General features: G+C 64.3%; 20 protein-coding genes. All 20 read right to left on the reverse strand.

Going from position 1 to position 18623, the window contains the following annotated elements; all coding sequences use genetic code 11:
- Window positions 1-8: 8 nt before the first annotated feature.
- The 20 genes from G015_RS0111100 to fliL all read right to left on the reverse strand — a co-directional run bounded on the left by G015_RS0111100 (window position 9) and on the right by fliL (window position 18395).
- Complete coding sequence (locus G015_RS0111100; protein WP_018174319.1) at window positions 9-740, reverse strand: chemotaxis protein CheW; 732 nt, start codon at window positions 738-740, stop codon at window positions 9-11.
- Window positions 737-1543 (reverse strand): ParA family protein, encoded by an 807-nt coding sequence (locus tag G015_RS0111105; protein ID WP_018993940.1) that lies wholly within the window; start codon window positions 1541-1543, stop codon window positions 737-739. Before G015_RS0111105 ends, G015_RS0111100 begins: the two co-directional genes overlap by 4 nt.
- Window positions 1540-2457: a flagellar motor protein MotD gene (gene motD, locus G015_RS0111110; RefSeq protein ID WP_018174317.1), complete on the reverse strand. Its 918-nt coding sequence runs from the start codon at window positions 2455-2457 to the stop codon at window positions 1540-1542. Before motD ends, G015_RS0111105 begins: the two co-directional genes overlap by 4 nt.
- 7 nt (window positions 2458-2464) lie before the next feature.
- Window positions 2465-3208, reverse strand: coding sequence for a flagellar motor protein (locus G015_RS0111115; protein ID WP_018139241.1), 744 nt, complete (start codon window positions 3206-3208; stop codon window positions 2465-2467).
- Window positions 3209-4315 carry a chemotaxis response regulator protein-glutamate methylesterase gene (locus tag G015_RS0111120; RefSeq protein WP_018139240.1) on the reverse strand — a complete coding sequence of 369 codons (1107 nt, stop codon included), beginning with the start codon at window positions 4313-4315 and terminating at the stop codon, window positions 3209-3211.
- Between the two features lie 2 nt (window positions 4316-4317).
- On the reverse strand, window positions 4318-6450 hold the full coding sequence (locus G015_RS0111125) for a chemotaxis protein CheA (protein ID WP_018993941.1): 2133 nt from the start codon (window positions 6448-6450) through the stop codon (window positions 4318-4320).
- A 79-nt stretch (window positions 6451-6529) separates the two neighbouring features.
- Window positions 6530-7306 (reverse strand): protein phosphatase CheZ, encoded by a 777-nt coding sequence (locus tag G015_RS0111130; RefSeq protein ID WP_018139238.1) that lies wholly within the window; start codon window positions 7304-7306, stop codon window positions 6530-6532.
- A gap of 102 nt (window positions 7307-7408) precedes the next feature.
- Window positions 7409-7789, reverse strand: coding sequence for a chemotaxis response regulator CheY (gene cheY, locus G015_RS0111135; protein WP_018139237.1), 381 nt, complete (start codon window positions 7787-7789; stop codon window positions 7409-7411).
- 59 nt (window positions 7790-7848) lie between these two features.
- Window positions 7849-8610 carry an RNA polymerase sigma factor FliA gene (locus tag G015_RS0111140; RefSeq protein WP_018139236.1) on the reverse strand — a complete coding sequence of 254 codons (762 nt, stop codon included), beginning with the start codon at window positions 8608-8610 and terminating at the stop codon, window positions 7849-7851.
- Window positions 8607-9431 carry a MinD/ParA family protein gene (locus G015_RS0111145; RefSeq protein ID WP_038050195.1) on the reverse strand — a complete coding sequence of 275 codons (825 nt, stop codon included), beginning with the start codon at window positions 9429-9431 and terminating at the stop codon, window positions 8607-8609. The genes G015_RS0111140 and G015_RS0111145 overlap by 4 nt, the downstream gene beginning before the upstream one ends.
- A complete protein-coding gene (flhF, locus tag G015_RS0111150) occupies window positions 9418-10668 on the reverse strand; it encodes a flagellar biosynthesis protein FlhF (RefSeq protein ID WP_028490924.1) in 1251 nt (416 codons plus the stop codon). Before flhF ends, G015_RS0111145 begins: the two co-directional genes overlap by 14 nt.
- A gap of 104 nt (window positions 10669-10772) precedes the next feature.
- Window positions 10773-12884 carry a flagellar biosynthesis protein FlhA gene (gene flhA / locus G015_RS0111155; protein WP_018139233.1) on the reverse strand — a complete coding sequence of 704 codons (2112 nt, stop codon included), beginning with the start codon at window positions 12882-12884 and terminating at the stop codon, window positions 10773-10775.
- Window positions 12884-14035: a flagellar biosynthesis protein FlhB gene (gene flhB / locus G015_RS0111160; RefSeq protein ID WP_018139232.1), complete on the reverse strand. Its 1152-nt coding sequence runs from the start codon at window positions 14033-14035 to the stop codon at window positions 12884-12886. The genes flhA and flhB overlap by 1 nt, the downstream gene beginning before the upstream one ends.
- A 1-nt stretch (window position 14036) precedes the next feature.
- A complete protein-coding gene (fliR, locus tag G015_RS0111165; protein ID WP_012982569.1) occupies window positions 14037-14798 on the reverse strand; it encodes a flagellar biosynthetic protein FliR in 762 nt (253 codons plus the stop codon).
- A gap of 18 nt (window positions 14799-14816) precedes the next feature.
- Entirely contained in the window at window positions 14817-15086 is a 270-nt protein-coding gene (gene fliQ, locus G015_RS0111170) for a flagellar biosynthesis protein FliQ (protein ID WP_012982568.1), read from the reverse strand.
- A gap of 11 nt (window positions 15087-15097) precedes the next feature.
- Window positions 15098-15865: a flagellar type III secretion system pore protein FliP gene (gene fliP, locus G015_RS0111175; protein WP_018139231.1), complete on the reverse strand. Its 768-nt coding sequence runs from the start codon at window positions 15863-15865 to the stop codon at window positions 15098-15100.
- Window positions 15865-16308: a flagellar biosynthetic protein FliO gene (gene fliO / locus G015_RS0111180; RefSeq protein WP_018139230.1), complete on the reverse strand. Its 444-nt coding sequence runs from the start codon at window positions 16306-16308 to the stop codon at window positions 15865-15867. Before fliO ends, fliP begins: the two co-directional genes overlap by 1 nt.
- A gap of 3 nt (window positions 16309-16311) precedes the next feature.
- On the reverse strand, window positions 16312-16911 hold the full coding sequence (fliN, locus tag G015_RS0111185) for a flagellar motor switch protein FliN (protein WP_018139229.1): 600 nt from the start codon (window positions 16909-16911) through the stop codon (window positions 16312-16314).
- Between the two features lie 12 nt (window positions 16912-16923).
- The gene (fliM, locus tag G015_RS0111190; protein WP_018139228.1) at window positions 16924-17898 is read right to left on the reverse strand and encodes a flagellar motor switch protein FliM; all 975 of its coding nucleotides are present in this window, start codon (window positions 17896-17898) and stop codon (window positions 16924-16926) included.
- A gap of 8 nt (window positions 17899-17906) precedes the next feature.
- Window positions 17907-18395: a flagellar basal body-associated protein FliL gene (fliL, locus tag G015_RS0111195; RefSeq protein WP_018174308.1), complete on the reverse strand. Its 489-nt coding sequence runs from the start codon at window positions 18393-18395 to the stop codon at window positions 17907-17909.
- Window positions 18396-18623: the final 228 nt, after the last annotated feature.

Below are 18623 nucleotides of genomic sequence, written 5' to 3' on the forward strand. Positions count from 1 at the left end.
TGAATACGTTATCGGCCGCGCTCGTCCCGGCTTGAGTCCGGAGTACCGCCCATTTCCCAGCTGCCCTGGTCCAGGGTCCGGTCGAGGGCCTCCAGGTCCAGCAGGGTGGCCATCTGTTCCCGCTCCACCCCGGCCAGCCAGGGCAGGCGCTTGCGGTGACTGCGCCAGCGCAGATTCTGAGGGTCGATCACGCGGGTCCCCTGAATCGAGCGGCAGGCCAACGCGAAGCGCGAACCGGCCAGGAACACGACATGGCGGGCTGTCTCCGGCTCATATTCCCGATCCTCGGGGGTCACCACGGCCGCGAGATCAATCAACTGCACTCGCCCCTGTTTGGTATCCGCCAGACCCAGATACCAGACGGAGTGGTTGGGCGTGGGGCGCACATCCAGATCCCCAAGCGGCGCAACGCCGCCGAGCGAGGCCAGCGGCGCCAGCAGGGTCAGATTCCCGGCCTCCAGCACCAGGGCGGAGAATCGCTCGGACGGACGCGGATACTCGTCACTCTCGACAATCGTGCGCGGAGGCACGGGGGGCGCGACCGCTTCGGCCACCACGGGGACCTCTGGTTCGTCTAACGGCTCCGGTTCAGCGGGCGCCGGTCTCGGTTCGAGGATATCCGGGCGCAGCAGGTGCGCCGGGGCGATCGGCGCCGGTTCGTCCAGCAGGCTGCCAAAATAGTCATGCAGGGCTTCAGGTTCGGCCTTGAGTGCCAGGTTGTCATCACGCGAACGGTTCATCCCTTCTGCCTCCGGGTCCGGGCATGAGGCTGCGAAAGCTGCCCGCCAATCGCCTCCAGCAAGTCCGAGTACGCCAGTACGCCCCGGGCGTCCGGAATCATGAAGCACAGCGGCTGGCCTGCGCTCGACGCATCGCGAAACTTCGTATCGACCGGGATCACGCCGGGCCAGACCTCATCGCCATAAAGGCGGCGCAGCTCGGCCAACGCCTCGTGCGCGGCACGCGTGCGTCGATCGAACAGGGTGGGAATGATCCGGTACTGCAACTCGGCCTTGCGCGACTTCTGGACCATTTTCAGGGTATTGATCATGCGTTCCAGGCCCTTGAGGGCAAGGAACTCGGTCTGCACCGGGACCAGCAGCTCGTCACAGGCCGCCAGGGCATTGACCATCAACACGCCCAGCATGGGCGGGCAGTCCATCAGCACGTAGTCGTACTGGTCGGCGACCTGCTCCAGCGCCTGGCGCAGCACCAGGCCCATCCCGCTGCGCGTACCAAGCTGACGGTCGAGTGTGGCCAGTGCCGTACTGGCCGTCAGCAGGTCCAGCCCCGGGAACCGGGTCTCGCGGATCAACCCCCGCGGATCAGGACGCTTCCCCTCTGCGCACTGGCTGAACAGCTCGTACACACCGCGGGTGGCGGTCTCCGGGTCGTGGCCGAAATAGGCCGTCAGCGAGCCATGGGGGTCGACGTCGACCATCAGGACGCGCTGTTCCGGACCCGACAACAGGCCACTCAGGGTGACTGTGGTCGTGGTCTTGCCCACCCCGCCCTTCTGGTTGGCCACCGCCCAGATCTTCACTCGGTATCCCCCTCGTCCCCATCCATCGTTGGTGCACCCGGCGCGAGCGGAAGGTCTTCGCGCAATTGCTCGGGTTCCTGCGCCCCGTCTTCGCGCGGGCGCGCGCCGGGCAGGACCACGATGGCCACCCGCCGGTTTTCCGCCCGTCCTTGCTCGGTATCATTGCTCGCGACCGGACGATGCTCACCATATCCCAGGGCCACCAGATTCTTCGGCTCGATGCCCGCGTCTTCAAACACGCTCACCACGGCCGCGGCACGCCCCGAAGAAAGCTCCCAGTTGGAAGGATAGACCGCCGTCTGGATCGGGACATTGTCCGTATGGCCCTCCACGTGCACCCGCGACACCCGCGGCGCGAGGATCGCCCCGACCTCGTCCAGCAGGGCCCGGGCCTCGGGATTCAACGTAGCCGAACCGCTCCCGAACAACAGCCGACTGGTGATCTCGATTTCCAGCCAGTACGCCTCGCGGCTTACCCGGAGATCACCCTCCTCGATCAAGGGGGCCATCGCCATTTCCAGCTCGTCGGCGACCTCGGCCAGTGCCTCCAGGAACTCCTGCAGCTCGTCATCCGTACCCGCATCGTCCAGTAGCCCGGATAAGGCCATGTCGATGGGTGCTACACCGTCGTCAACGATGCCGGGCTGCACATCAATCGGAACCAGCGCGCGCATCTCGTCCAGGGACTGCTCACGCGACACCGTCGGTTCTCCCACCTGGATCGGATCGGTCTGCGCCGGTGCCCGGAAGGCGTCCACCAGCGACTCCGACAGCACACGATACTTGCCGTCATCCACCGAGGAGATCGCGTACATCACCACGAAAAACGCCAGCAGCAGCGTGACCAGGTCGCCATAGGGGATGGCCCAGGCCTCGTGATTCTCCGCTTCTTCTGGGCGTTTGCGCCGGGCCATCGCGACCTCACTCGTGGATGAAGCCGCTAAGCTTGCTTTCAATGTTGCGGGGGTTTTCGCCCTCGGCGATGGAGATCAGCCCCTCCATCAGCATCAACTGGTGCTGCGAGCGTTTCTGGATGATTGATTTCAGCTTGTTCGCCACCGGCAGGAACAACAGATTCGCCGACGCAATCCCGTAGATCGTGGCGACAAAGGCCGCGGCAATCCCCGCTCCCAGCTTGCTGGGGTCAGCCAGGTTCTGCATGACCGCCATCAGACCCATCACCGCGCCGACAATGCCAAGCGTCGGGGCGTACACCCCCATGCTCTCGAATACCTTGGCCCCCTGGGTATCAAAATGCTCGCGGTTGTCCAGATCCGCCTCGAGGATCTGGCGGATGGTCTGCGGCTCGGAGCCATCCACCAGCAACTGCAGCCCCTTGCGCGCGAATTCGTCGGTCTCCTCGTCGGCCAGCGTCTCCAGACCCAGCAGCCCTTCCTTGCGTGCCACGTTGGACCACTCCACGATGCGAGCCAGCATCGCCTCGTTGTCGATCCGCGGCGGCTTGAACGCCCAGGGCAGAATGCGCATCCCGTGAAGAAACACCGCCATGCGCGCCTGCACGAGGGTTGCCCCCAGCGTCCCCAGGACCACGATCACAAACGCGGCCGCGTTCCAGAGTGCGCCCAGACCACTCCCCTTCGCGATACTCCCCCCGAGCACCGCGACGAGCCCCAGGGTGATCCCGATGAGGCTCAGGATATCCATCTAGCAGAACCCCTTGACCAGTGCCGGACCCACATCCGGCAACGGATACACCTGATCCACGAGCCCGGCCTCTGCGACTGCAGCCGGCATCCCATACACCACCGAGGTGGCCGCGTCCTGTGCCCAGACCTGCGCCCCGGCGGTCTTCAAAGCCCGCGCACCTTCGCGGCCATCTGCGCCCATCCCGGTTAGCACCACGGCGAGCACCTGCCCGCGCAAGGCCTCGACCGCCGAGCTGAACGCGGCATCCACGCTGGGCTTGTAGATCGTGCCCAACGGGCTCTCGGTCACGCGCACCGTTGTCTGGCTGCCGCGCTCCAGCGTGGTTTGCAGACCGCCGGGGGCCAACAGGGCCACCCCAGGGCGCATGACATCGCCATCCTGTGCCTGCTTGACCCGAATTTGGCACATGGCGTCCAGGCGCTCCGCGAAGGCCGGCGTAAAGCTCGCAGGCATGTGCTGAATCAGCAAGATCGGCTGTGGGAAGTTCGCCGGCAGGGCCTTGAGCACTTCCTGCAAGGCCACCGGCCCCCCGGTGGACGTCCCGATCAGCACCGCGCGGACCTGCCGCAGCGGCACGGCGGGCCGACTGACCGGCGGGGCCTGTCGCTGTACCTCGGCCGCCTTGCGGTCGGACTCTTCACGACGCGCAGAAGGGCGGGCCTCGACCGCTGGTCGCACGCTCCCTGGCTGGCTGACCGAACGGGCCCGGCTGCGCGAAAGGCTGCGCACCCGCCGGCGCAGCAGCATGCGCGCGCTGTCCTCATCGGACGCGATGTCGCTGAAGCGCTTCGGCAGAAAGTCCACCGCCCCTGCCTCAAGCGCATCCAGGGTCGCCTGGGCCCCCTCGGTGGTCAGACTCGAGAACATCAGTACCGGCCGGGGGTTCTCGGCCATGATCCGGCGCACCGCGGTGATGCCGTCCATCACGGGCATCTCGATATCCATGGTCACGACATCCGGGTCCAGTTCCTTGACCTTGCGAATCGCCTCCTCGCCGTTCTCCGCGCTGCCGACGACCTCGATCCCCGCGTCGGCGTCCAGAATTTCACTAATGCGGCGGCGGAAAAACCCGGAGTCATCCACCACCAGTACCTTAACCGGCATCCTTAGCCCTCGATTGTTTGCGCAGGCCGCCGGGTGCGGCCCGCCGACGGGATCTTGTGCGTCAACAAACCCACGAGATCGGCGACATCCAGGATCAGCGCAATCCCTCCATCACCCGTGATGGTCGCGCCTGCCAGGCCCTTCACGCCCTGCAGGTTCTGCCCCAGTGGCTTGATGACCACCTCTTCCTGCCCCACCAGATCATCGACGACCAGCCCTACCTTGCGATCCGCGGTATGCACCACGACCACATGCGATTCCGGTTTGGCTTCGGGGATGAACCCCGGCTTCAACCACCGCTTGAGATAGTGAACCGGAAGCGCCTGATTTCTTACGACAATGACCTCCTGATCATCCACGTAATGGGTCTTGGTCAGATCCAGGTCCAGGATCTCCGAGACAGACGCCAGCGGGATCGCGAATCGCCGCCCGTCGAGGATGACCATCAATGCAGGGAGGATCGCCAGGGTCAGCGGCAGCTTCACCCGCAGCGTGGTCCCGACACCGATCTCGGAATCGATCTCGATGGTGCCGTTGAGCTGCGAGATCTTCGTCTTGACGACGTCCATCCCCACCCCGCGACCGGACACATCCGAGATCTCGGTCTTGGTGGAGAACCCGGCCATGAAGATGACGTTGAAGGCCTCGCGATCGGTCATCCGCTCGGCCATCGCGGGTTCCATCAGACCCTTCTCGACGACCTTGCGCCGCAGGGCCTGCGGATCCATGCCACCCCCATCGTCCTTGATCAGCAAGGCGATGTGATCGCCTTCCTGCGCCGCGCCGAGCACCACCGTACCCTTGCGCGGTTTGCCGGCCTTCTCGCGCACCTCCGGAGTCTCGATCCCATGATCCACGGCGTTGCGCACCAGATGCACCAGCGGATCGGACAGGGCCTCGACCAGGTTCTTGTCGAGGTCGGTGTCCTCGCCGAAGATCTCCAGCTCGATCTCCTTGCCCAGGCTGCGCGACAGATCGCGGATCACGCGCGGGAAGCGATTGAAGACCTTGTTCACCGGTTGCATGCGGGTCTTCATCACCGACGTCTGAAGATCCGACGTGACCAGCGCCAGCGAACTAATGGCCTTGCCCAGCTCGTCATCCACGTGCTGGGTTCGCAACATGCTCAGGCGGTTGCGCACGAGCACCAGCTCCCCGACCAGATTCATAATCTCGTCGAGACGTTCGGTGTTCACACGGACCGAGGCCTCGCCCTGAGGGGCCTGCCGGGCGCCGGCCGCCCCGGCCGCAGGCGAAGACGCCTGTGGCTTGGCTTCGGGAGCCGGCGGTTCCTGTGTCGCGCCAGCGGCTTCGGGCTCCACGCTCGGCTCTTCATGCGGGGACGACTCAGTCACAGCGGGTGCCGGCGCTGCAGTGGCAGGAGGCCCATGACCTCGTGCCTGCAACTCGTCCAGCAGGTTCTCGAACTCATCGTCGGAAATCAGGTCCTCGCCGTCGTCCCCTGGCCCGGCTGCATCCGAATCGGTGTCGGGCAACCCGGCGTCCTCAGTCGACGGCGTAGCGGAGTCCTGGGCCGCCTGCGGCGAACCATCGCCGTGCAGCGAATCCAGCAGGGCCTCGAACTCGTCATCGGTAATCTCGTCATCGGCACCGACCAGCCCCGACTCATCCCCTCCAGCCTTCGCAGTGGCTTCCACCTCGGCGGGGGGTGCCGGTTCCGGCTCCGGTTCGGGGGGCACGTCTGGCGTCGCGATTGCGGCGGGTTCGGAATTGCCGGCCACGTCTTCATTCTTGGCCATCCGCCGCAGGTCTTCGACGAGATCGGCCTCCGCGGGCGTCGGATCGACCCCGGAGCGGAGGTCGCCAAACATCACGTTCAACGTATCGAGGACCCGCAGCATGGTATCCATCAGGTGACCGTCGACCTGACGTTCCCCATTGCGCAGGAGATTAAACACATCCTCTGCGTGATGGCAGACGGTCACCAGCGGATCCAGGCTCAGAAAGCCCGCGCCACCCTTGATCGTGTGAAAGCTGCGGAATACCGCGTTCAACAGATCCCGGTCATCGGGATGCTGTTCCAGGTCGATCAGCTGCTCGTTGAGTCCTTCGAGCAGTTCCCCGGCCTCGATCAGGAAGTCCTGAAGGATTTCGTCGTTGGGGTCGATGGCCATTCGGTCTCTCCGTTCCGGTGAGGCTTGCCGTTGAGGGGTGGGCGCCGGGAAGCCGCCGATTCAGGGATCAGCGGGCTACCTAGAAGCCCAGGCTGGACAACAGATCGTCCACCTCGTCCTGTCCTTGAACGACATCCTGGCCGGAATCTTGAGTCTTCGGCACTGCTGGCCCGTGTCCACGCCGATCGCCCTCACGCCGCTCGGCATCGTCATCCAGCGTCTTCTCCGCAGCCTCGACCGTCTCCATACGCCCGCTGGACAGCCGAATCAGCGTGACCAGGTTCTCCTCCAGGTCGGTCACGAGCTGAATCACGCGCCGGATCACCTGCCCGGTAATATCCTGGTAGCTCTGCGCCATCAGAACCTCCGACAGCAGGCGGCGCAGCTCTTCGGTATCGTCGTTGGCCTGAGCAAAAAACTCGTCCAGCTCACGAGCGAATTCCCGGAACTCGTCGACCGAGAGTTGCCGATTGCGAAAACGGGTCCACTTCGCCGTCAGTTGGCCGGCCTGCTGGCTGAACGATTCGGCAATGGGGAGACTCGTCTCGATCGCGGTCAGGGTCTCGTGCGCGGCCTTCTCGGTCATCGTGACCACATAATTGAGACGCTCGCGGGCATCCGGGATCTCGGCCTGGGTCAACTCGACCAGCCGCGAATCCCCCCGGAAGCTTTGCAAGGCCTCGTGCAGGTCGCGCGTAAGCTTTCCGAGCTCGTCGAAGAGTTCCCGGTCGTAGGGGCGCGCCAGATCCTGGATCAACGCGCGCGCGGCCACCTCATCCCCTGCCTCCAGAACCTGCACGAGCTCCCGCGCGCGAGCGATTTGCTGCTCACTGATCGATTGTTCTTGGTCTGTCATCCAAAGCCCCTTGCTCGCTCCCCATCCCGAACGTGATGACCGGGATCGATCCCCCGGCCATCCATTTGTCTGGACTAGGGGACTTCGACACCGAATCCCAAACTAGCCTTGGGATTCAATGCGTTCGAATATTTTGTCGATCTTTTCCTTGAGGGTTTCCGCAGTAAAGGGCTTCACCACGTAGCCGTTCACGCCCGCCTCGGCCGCCTCGACGATCTGATCCCGCTTGGCCTCCGCCGTCACCATCAGCACCGGCATCGTCTTCAGCTTCTCGTCGGCACGAACCGCCCGCAGCAGGTCGATGCCCGGCATATTGGGCATGTTCCAGTCGGTAATCAGAAAATCGAAGTCGCCGTTCTGGAGCATCGGCAATGCCGTGCTGCCGTCATCGGCCTCTTGGGTGTTGTTGAAGCCAAGATCACGCAACAGGTTCTTGATGATCCGTCGCATCGTGGAGAAGTCGTCCACGATGAGAATTTTCATTCCCTTGTCCACAGGTCACTCCGGGATAAATGATTCATATGAGTACTAGAGCTTGGCCTTCAGAATAACTGCAAAGCCTCGCCGTCTTCGAGCCAGGAGCCCAGGCGCGCGCGCAGTCGGATAACGGCCTGACTGCGGATCTGGCTGACGCGCGACTCGGTCACCCCGAGTACCGCGCCAATCTCGCGCAGGTTGAGCTCCTCGATGTAATAAAGCGACAACACCAGACGTTCGCGTTCGGGCAAATCGCCGAGCGCGGCGGCCAGCTCCTCGCGAAACTCCCCGGCCTCGATCGTGCGCGAGGGCGAGGCCTCCTGCCCCTCGATCACCCGGTCCGCATCACCATCGGTGCCGCCCAGATCATCCAGCGCGAACAGATGGGCGCCGGCATGGTCCTGCAGCATCGAGTAGTACTCGTCGATCGGGACCTCGAGTTCCTCGGCCACCTCGACCCCGCGCGCCGCACGTCCCTCCCTGGCCTCGACCGTCTGGATCGCCTCGGCGATCTTGCGGCTGTTGCGGTGCACCGATCTCGGGGTCCAGTCACTGCGGCGTAACTCGTCGATCATCGCGCCACGGATGCGAATCCCGGCGTAGGTCGCAAACGTCGCGCCCTGCCCGCCCTCGAATTGCCGCGCGGCCTCCAGCAGGCCAATCATGCCGGCCTGGATCAGGTCATCGACCTGGACCGAGGAAGGGAGGCGAGCCATCAGATGGTGCGCGATGCGGTGCACCAGCTCGATATGTTCCGCGACGCGCTGCTCGTGGCCGGCTGCGGCCACGTTCTCGTATCCGTGGAGGCGATTACGCGTCGCCATCATGCGCTCTGCAGCATCCGTTCGACGAAAAACCCGACACCACCATCGGCACCACGGGCCACCGGCCAGCGGTCGACCGCACGGGCGAGTTCGGTAAAGGCCTTGGCCGCCGGGCTGCCCGGATATTGCTGCACGACCGGTGCCCGTTTCTGGACGGCCTTGCGCAGATGCTCGTCCATCGGGATGTAACCGGCGAGATCCAGGATGACTTCCGGCAGGTAGTTGTCGCAAACCGTGGTGAGTTTCTGCAACAAGCGCTCGGCGCCCGCGCGGTCCTGGACCATGTTCGTGACCAGCCGGAAACGCCGCATGCCATGATCGCGATGCAGCACCTTGATCAAGGCATAGGCATCGGTGATGGACGCCGGCTCGTCGCAGACGACAACCAGGGTCTCCTGGACCGCCCGGCAGAAGGTCGTGACGGATTCCTGCAGGCCCGCTGCCGTATCCACCACCAGCACATCCAGCGGCTTGGAATAGGCGCTGAATGCCTGGATCAAACCGTTGTGCTCGAGCTGCGTGAGATTCGCCATCGCCGCGATCCCCGAGGCCGACGGGATGACCTTGATCCCCTCCGGGCCCTCGATCAGCACATCCTGGAGGTCGTTCACCTGTCCGGTCACCAGGTCATGCAGGGTGCGCTCGGGTCGCAGTCCGAGCAGCACATCGGCATTGGCCAGCCCCAGGTCGGCATCAAACAGCATGACCTCGCGGCCCAGCCGCGCGAGCGCCACGGACAGGTTGACCGACACATTGGTCTTGCCGACGCCGCCCTTGCCGGAGGCAACCGCAATGACCTTCAACGGCTGATTAGTGCGTGGCATAGCGTCCTTTCCCCACCGGATGGATCATCTCCAGAACGCCCGCATCCTGAGTACGGCGCGGCGACGGCGCATTGCGGCCGGCATTCGAGAACTCCGCCAGGCTTGCATCGGTCCATCGTTCATCGCGGGAGGATCGACGCGCGGGGCCGCGCTCTTCGCCGAGCGCCCGCCGGGTCAGATCGCCCGTCTCGACCCGGTGGAAGTCTTCGGCAATCCGCTGTCCATCGCTGACAAACGTGAGCCCAAGGTGTTGATCGAGCAATACCGACAACGTCTCCCCCAACTGTTCGGCTTCGTCGAGTTTGGTCAGCACCAGCGCCGATGGCTCCGTCTTCCGGAACGCATCCAGCACCCTTCGCAGCGCCGCCGCCTGAGTGGTCGCGGAGACGACCAGCCAGCTCTCGCGCCGGACATGGTCCGGCCAGCCGGCAAATAGCGACTCGTCGCCCACCGCGGAAGGTGCCTGCCCGGCGGTGTCGACCAGAATCAGATGCCCATCCTCTGCTCGCGCGGTCATGTCGCGCAACTCGCGCGGGCTCTGCAGCACCCGCAATGACACGCCCGCCATCTGCGCGAACGCCTGCAGCTGGCGCGTGGCCCCAATGCGCTGGGTGTCCAGTGTGACCAGCGTAACCGAATCCGCACCCATACGACGGATTTGACGCAAGGCAATGCGTGCGAGTGTAGTGGTCTTGCCCACCCCCGTAGGCCCCACCAGGGCCAGCACGCCACCTTCATCCAGGATGTCCGGATGGCGGGTCGCGATCGCCCCGGAAAGGCGTGCGCGCAGCCGCTCCCAGGCCTGCTCCACCGTGCTGTCGTCGAGAATACTCCCGGCGAGACTGCGCGCCAGTGACTCGCTGAACCCACGGTCCATCAGACGCGCCTTGCACTCCGCCGCCAGCGGATGCCGCGCCGCCCACTGTGCGGCCTCGTTGTCGCTGTGCTGGCGGGTGAGCAGGCTGCGCAGATCCCGCAGCTCCTGGCGCATCGCGGCGAGCTCGGGGTCCGCGGGCCAGGCCGAGCCCGAGCCCGGGCTCGGACGCGAGGCGGATGCCGGCGCCTCACGCGGGGCATGGACCGCGTTCACCGCAGCCTGCTGCTCGCGCTCCGAGACCCCCGCATCGCCATCTTCCAGCGCCGCGACAACCTCCAGCCAACCATCGACACGGCGGCTCGACAGGATCACGGCATCCTCACCCTGCTGTTCACGCACTTGCCGCATCGCATCGCGCATGTCGCGTGCCCGGTACCGTCTCACATTCATCGCTGTTCTCCCGCTCCGCTCAAGGAAAACACTGATCAGTGTTTCCCTCTCGTATCCGATCGCTACTGTTCGTCTCAGGCACCTGTGGGCGTTGCCTGCCGGGCCGAGTCTTCCTGGCCCACCGTGGCCACCACGCGGATCCGCCGGTTATCGGGGATCTCGGTAAAGGCCAGCACCGCCAGGCTGCGCACGGCTCCGCGGAGCCACCCGGCAATCCAGGAGCGGATCTCCGGGGCCACCACCAGGATGGCCGGCTGCCCGCTGGCTTCCTGGCGCTGGGCCGCCTCGGACACCGACCGCTGCAGGCGTTCCGCCAGGCCCGGTTCCAGCCCCACGGTCTCGCCATTACTGCCCTGAAGAGACTTATGCAAGAGCTGTTCCAACGACGGGTCGAGCGCGATCAATGGCAGCTCATCGTCCGGTCCCACAAGGTCCTGCACGATCGAGCGCGACAGCGAGACACGCACGGCCGCAGTCAAAACGCCGGGATCCTGACTCTTCACGCCCTCCTCTGCCAGGGTTTCGGCGATCGTGCGCAGGTCGCGGATCGAGACCTGCTCGGCCAGCAGGTTCTGCAGCACCTTCAGGATTACCGACAGCGAGAGTGTCTTCGGCACCAGATTCTCGACCAGCTTCGGCGAATGCCGTGCCAGCTGGTCCAGCAGATGCTGGGCCTCTTCGTGACCAATCAGGCGATGGGCGTTCTCGCGGAAGACCTGCGACAGATGCGTGGCGATCACGGTGGAACAGTCGACCACGGTGTAGCCGGCGCCCTGCGCCTGATCGCGATCCGCCGGATCGATCCACAAGGCGTCCAGATTGAAGGTCGGATCCTTGGTCGGCGTGCCCGGGACGGTGCCGAACACCTCGCCCGGATTGATCGCCAGCTCGCGATCGGGGAAGACCTCGGCCTCCGCCACCGTGACACCCAGCAGGGAGATGCGATAGGCATTCGGACTCAGTTCCAGGTTGTCGCGGATATGGACCGGTTGCAGCAGGAACCCCAGCTCCTGGGAGAGCTTGCGGCGCACACCCTTGATCCGCCCCATCAGCTGACCGTCCTGGGTGCGATCCACCAGCGGGATCAGACGATAGCCGACTTCCAGGGAGACGAGGTCGATCGGCGGCACGTCGTCCCAGGTGAGATCGCGATTTTCCGGACTGGTGTCCGCCGCTTCGTCAGGCACGCGCTCCACCTCCACGGCCTGCTCGCGCTCGCGCCGCTGCATCAGGTAGGCCGAGCCAATGGCCAGCGAGGCGAGACCCAGGAACACGGCATTGGGCATACCCGGCACCAGCCCCAGCGCGGCGATCACGCCACCTGCCACGTACAGCACGCGCGGGTTGGAGAACATCTGCCCGAACACCTGCTGGCCCATGTCCTGGGTGCTGGAGACACGGGTCACGATGATCGCGGTGGCCGAGGACAGCACCAGCGACGGGATCTGCGCGACCAGACCATCGCCAATGGTCAGCAGCACGTAGTTCGTCGCGGCGTCGCCCATCGACATGCCGTGCTGCAGCGTGCCGATAGTCAGGCCGCCAATGATGTTCACGAACAGGATGAGAATCCCGGCGATTGCGTCCCCGCGCACGAACTTCGAGGCACCGTCCATCGAGCCGTAGAAGTCCGCCTCGCTGGCGATCTCCTCGCGGCGCTTGCGCGCCTCTTCCTGGGTCAGAATTCCGGCATTCAGGTCGGCGTCGATCGCCATCTGCTTGCCCGGCATGGAATCCAGGGTGAACCGGGCGCTGACCTCGGAGACACGCCCCGCGCCCTTGGTCACCACCACGAAGTTGATGATGATCAGGATGGCGAACACCACCAGACCGACGGTGTAGTTGCCGCCCACGACGAAATCGCCAAAGGCCTGGATGACCTGGCCCGCGGCGTCAGTGCCGGTATGCCCCTCCAGCAGGATCACGCGCGTGGAGGCCACGTTCAGCGCCAGGCGCAGCAATGTGGCGACCAGCAGCACCGTCGGGAAAACGGCGAACTCCAGCGGTCGCGGCGTGTAGACCGCGACCATGATCACGACCAGCGACAGCGCAATGTTGAAGGTGAACAGGACGTCCAGGGCGATGGGCGGCAGCGGCAGCACCATCATCGAGAGCATCGCGATCAGCAGGATCGGCGCCCCCAGGCCCCACTTGCCGACAGTCCCCAGGCGGTCGAAGAAGGCCATTAGCGGTTCCTCCGACGGCCGCGCGGCTGCTGCGGATCGAGATAGTCTTCCGGCACCGGCAGGTCATCCGGCATCGCGACGTCTGCATCCGCGCGCTTCAGCTGATAGACGTAGGCGAGGATGCGCGCGACTGCGACGAACAGCCCGTTCGGGATCTCCTGGTTCAGGTCCGTGGTGAAGTAGATTGCACGCGCCACCCGGGGTGCCTCGACGCGAATGATTTTGTGTTCGTCCGCGACCGCGCGGATCGACGCCGCGACCTCGTCCACGCCCTTCGCCACGAGCTTCGGCGCAGCCATGCGCGAGGCCTCGTAGGTAATCGCTACCGCGTAGTGGGTCGGGTTGGTGATGACCACGTCGGCCTTCGGGACTTCCTCCATCATCCGGCGCTGCGCCATCTCCTGCTGCAGCTGCCGGATCTTCTGCTTGACCTCCGGCTTGCCGTCGGTCTCCTTGTACTCGTCCTTCAGCTCCTGGCGCGTCATGCGCAGCTGCTTCTGGTGGTTCCACATCTGAAACGGCGCGTCGATCGCGGCCACCAGGATCAGTGCGGCCGAGACCGCCACGAACGTCCCCAGCGCCAGCTGCGCCGCGTGCGCGATCGCTTGCTCAAGGGGCTCGTAGCCGAGCATCAGCAGGCGATCCGAAAAGGCCCACAACACCGACATCGCGACACCCGCGATGAGAACGAACTTGGCGAAGGTCTTGCCAAACTCCATCAAACCCTGCCACGAAAAAATGCGCTTGAGACCCTTGAGCGGGTTCAGCTTGGAGGCCTTGGGTTTCGCCGCCTGCCAGGAGAAGTTGGCGCCGCCGATCAGGATGGGCGCCAGTACCGCCGCGACCATCAGCACGCCAAAAAGCGGCAGCAGCGTGCGCAACGTCATAAAGATCTGTTCCGACAGATACGGCAGCAGCAGCGAGCTGTCATAGGCCAGATCACGCTCGATGTCGAAGCGCCCGGCCGTCTGTTCGGCCAGCTGCCCGCCCATCGTCGGGCCGAAGAACGTCATGAATCCGCCGGCCGCCATCAGTACGAGGAAGGTCGACAGCTCCCGCGAACGCGGGACCTGACCCTTCTCCTTCGCCTCGCGCAGGCGTTTCGGAGTCGGTTGTTCGGTTTTCTCTTGTCCGCTCTCGTTCTCGGCCATCCTAGAACCCCAGCATCGCTTGCATCAGGCCAAAGCCGTCGAACAACAGATCCCCAAGTCGCTCCGGCAACCCGGGCATGGTCAGCATCAGCAGGATGAAGCCCATCAGGATCATCATCGGAAAGCCCACCGCGAAGATGTTCAGCTGCGGCGAGGCCCGGGTAATCACCCCCATCGACAGGTTGACCAGCAGCAGCGAGGCCACCGCCGGGATCGCAACCAGCACGGCCCCCTGGAACATGACACTGCCAAACGCGATCAGCGACGCCAGCGCCTCGGCATCCAGCCCCGAGGGGGCGACCGGCAGCGTCTCGAAGCTGGTCAGAAGCAGCTCGAGCGCGATCAGATGCCCATTCATTGCCAGGAAGATCAACGTGGCCATGATCACGAAGATCGTGGAGACCACCGGCACCTGCACGCCCTGTGCCGGATCCACGATCGAGGCGAAACCAAGACCCATCGACAGTGCGATCACCTCGCCGGCCTGCGTCAGTGCGGAAAAGACCATCTGCAGGATGAAGCCCATCACCAGACCGATCAGGATCTGGTGCACGGTCACCACTACCCCCTCGATGCTGATCGGGTCCACCGCCGGCAGCGCCGGCCCCTGCATGGCCACGAAGATCGCGAGCACCAGGGCAAACAGGATGCGCACCGTCGCGGTGAGCTGATCACCGCCGAACACCGGCATCACCAGGAGCATCGCCCCAATGCGGGCAAACGGCCACATGACCGCCCCCACCCACACGAGGATCTGCTCCATGGCGAGGTTCACGGCTGCCTACCCCACCATGCCCGGCGCGGCATCATAGAGTCGCTCCGTGTATTCGATGATCAGCGCCAGCATCCAGTGTCCGGAGATCAGCAAGGCGGCAAACATCGCCAGCAGCTTGGGGATGAAGGACAGCGTCATCTCCTGGATCTGGGTCGCGGCCTGCAGCATCCCGATCGCCAGGCCCACGGCCAGGGCCGTCAGCAGCGGCGGCGCGGCCAGCAGGACCACGACCGTGAGCGTCTCGCGCCCGACATCAACCACCATTTCGGGTGTCATCGCGTATCCCCCTAAACGAAGAAGCTGGTGGCAAGCGTGTTCATCATCAGCGCCCAGCCATCGACGAGGACGAACAGCATCACCTTGAACGGCAGCGAGATGATCAGCGGCGACAACATGACCATCCCCATCGACATCAGGACGGACGCCACCACCAGGTCGATAATCAGGAACGGAATCAGGATCAGGAATCCGATCTGGAAGGCCGTCTTCAGTTCGCTGGTTACGAAAGCCGGCACCAGCAGGCGCAACGGGATGTCATCAGCGTCATCGAATCCGTCGATGCCGTTGATCTCGGCAAACATGCGGATATCGCTCTCGCGGGTGTGCGCGAGCATGAATTCGCGAAGGGGCTGCACACCGGCCTGCAGGACTTCTTCGGTCCCCATCTCCTCGTTCATGTACGGGACCACGGCGCTCTCGTAGATCTCGTCGAATACGGGTGCCATCACGAACAGGGTGAGGAAGAACGCCAGGCCAATGAGGATCTGGTTCGAGGGGGTCTGCGTCGTCCCAAGCCCCTGGCGCAGGATCGCCAGCACCACGAGGATGCGGGTAAATGCCGTCATCATGATCAGCGCCGCCGGCAACAACGTCAGCAGCGTCATCAGCAGCAGGATCTGCAGGGTGACGGAATAGGTCTCGCCGCCCTCGCCGTCGGTGGTCACCGTCAGCGCCTCGATCCCCTCGCCGCCGAACTGACCCCAGGCCAGCCCCGGAAGCAGCAACAGCGCCAGCGCCAGAACGGCGCGCGGCAGGTACCTGAGCCGACCCGCCATCACGACCGCTCGCCTCCCGCCTCGCGCCGACCCGAGACGGCTCGGCGCAGCGCACTGGAGAAGTCAGGCGTCGTTGCCTCCTCGACGCTGACCGGCTCCCGCAGCGTGTGCAGGGTCCGCATCCCCGAGGGTGCGACCCCGATCAGGACCTGCTCCTCCCCTACCTGGACCAGCATCAGGCGCTCGCGCGTCCCCACCGAGCGCACCGCCACCAGCTCGATGGTCTGCGAACCCCGGCTCAGGCCACCCTGTGTCCGGCGAAGAATCCAGCCCAGAACGACGATCGCGATGATCACGATGACCAGCCCGCCGATCATCTGCGTCAGGTGGGCGGCGGCCGAGATCCCGCCGTTCGCCTCCTCGGCGAGGCCAATCGCAGGCCAGAGCCCCCCTGTGCCGGTCAGTCCGAGGACTGCCAGCCAATGTGCAAATCGTAGTTTCATCAGTTACTTGAGCTTGCGAATGCGTTCACTGGGGCTGATCACGTCAGTCAGCCGTATGCCGAACTTCTCGTTGACCACGACCACCTCGCCATGCGCGATGAGCGTCCCGTTCACGAGCACATCCAACGCCTCCCCCGCGAGTCGGTCGAGCTCCACCACCGACCCCTGGTTCAACTGCAGCAGATTGCGAATGGGGATGCGGCTGCGACCGATCTCCATCGAGATGGTGACCGGCACATCCAGCACCATCTGCAGATTAATGTCCTCGGCCGACATGCCGGCCGACGCCGCCAGTTCCTCCGGCTTCAGAGGTTCGGCCTCCGGATCGGGCTTGTGCTTGCGCTCCCTTTTCTCCGCTCCCATCAGGGGATCGGCCGATTCACTTCCGCTACTGCTGGCCTGGGCCTGATTCAACAGCTCGTCCGGATCGGCGGCCGGCTCACCGTCGGTGTCCTTCTGCTCGGCCAGCGCTGCGGCCCATTCGTCCGCCAGGGCGTCCTGGTCCTCTTCGGATTCCCCTTCGGCTGCCTCCGTGGTCACGTCACTGTCCTCACTGGAAGCCAGGCTCTCGTCGTCTTTCTTGTTGTCTTCGGTGTCTGCCATGGGTGCAGCCCTCTATCGCTTGATAATGCGATCCGTCACCTGGATCGCATTCTTGCCATCGGATACGCCAAACTTCCCACGAAACAGCGGGATATCTTCGACTCTCAAGGTAACGGTCTCGGGGAGATTGATCGGGATGATGTCGCCCGGCTGGATGTCGAGCAGCTCCTGCACCGTCACTTCGGTCTCGGTCAGGGTGGAGCTCACCTCGACTTCCGCGTCCTGAATCTCTTCTTCCAGCGCCTTCATCCAGCGTTGATCCACGTCGGACCGGTCCGATTGCAGCCCGGTATCCAGCTGCTCGCGGATCGGCTCGATCATCGAGTACGGCAAGGTGAAATGCAGATTGCCGCCGCCACCATCGAGCTCGATATGGAACTCGCTGATCACGACGATCTCGGTGGGCGAGACGATATTGGCGAACTGCGGGTTCACCTCCGAGTTCAGGAACTCGAAGCGCAGATCCATCACCGGCTGCCAGGCCTTGACCATGTCCTCGAATGCGCCTTCGAGGATGCCGTGGACCACGCGCATCTCCATCGGCGTGAAATCCCGTCCCTCGATGCGCGTGTGGTAGCGACCGTCGCCACCAAAGAAGTTGTCGACCAGGATGAACACCAGCTTCGGGTCGAACACGAACAGACCAGTCCCGTGCAGCGGATGCGCCCGCACCAGGTTCAGGCTGGTCGGCACGAACAAGGAGTGCATGTACTCCGAGAACTTCGAGACCCGAGTGCCGACCACGGAGAGCTCCGCAGAGCGACGCAGCATATTGAACAGGCGTACCCGGAGGTGTCGTGCAAAGCGCTCGTTGATCATCTCCAGCGTGGGCATCCGCCCACGCACGATCCGATCCTGCGTCGCGAAGTTGAACTCGCGGGCCTCTCCGTCATTCGGAAACGGGTCATCCGTTTCGATATCGCCGTCATCGACCCCATGAAGGAGGGCGTCGATCTCGTCCTGGCTGAGGATATCCGTTTGCGCCATGGTTCTGCCTACTGCATGACCAGTTCGTTAAAGCGCACCGCTTCCACATCATGTGGTGCGTCCCGCTCCTCAAGGATCTCGGCGATCGCCTCGCGCAGCTCCTCGGCGAGCGATTCCTTCCCGTCACGCGTATTGAGGTCGTCGTAGTGTTTCTCTCCAAGCAGGCCCAGCACATCATTGCGAACGGCCGGCATATGCCGCTCCAGCGCTGCAATCACCTCGGGGTCGGTGGTGACGACGCTTAGCTCGAGCCGGAGATAGCGAATGCGTCCGGGCCCATCAATGTTCACGGTCATCGGCTCCAGTCCGTGATAGTGGCGCTCGGCAGGGCCTTCTTCGCCGGTCTCTTCCTCGCCACCGCCGGACAAGAAAAACCACGCAGCCGCCGCGCCGGCCCCGGCGAACACGAGCACCAGTAAAATGACAATCCAGAGCAGCCCTTTCTTGCCCTTTTTGCCGGCGCCTTCTTCACCCAGTTCGACTTCTTTCTCCGCCATTTCCTACCCTCGAGATTCGTGAATCCGTCCATGTTGACGGCACGGGATCGCGCTGACTATTGCCTGAACTCATAGCAAAGGCAGTGCCAAGATTGGTTTACGTAATATTTTCCGACACTTAAGAAGGGGAAAAGAGAACTCTGGAGGGGTGCAACCGGGAAAGAACAAGGGGATCGTCAAGATTCAGCCGCCCCGAACCCGGCAGAAGACGGGATCTTGGCGGCACAC

The organism is Thioalkalivibrio sp. ALJ15, assembly GCF_000383695.1.
Lineage (GTDB): Bacteria > Pseudomonadota > Gammaproteobacteria > Ectothiorhodospirales > Ectothiorhodospiraceae > Thioalkalivibrio.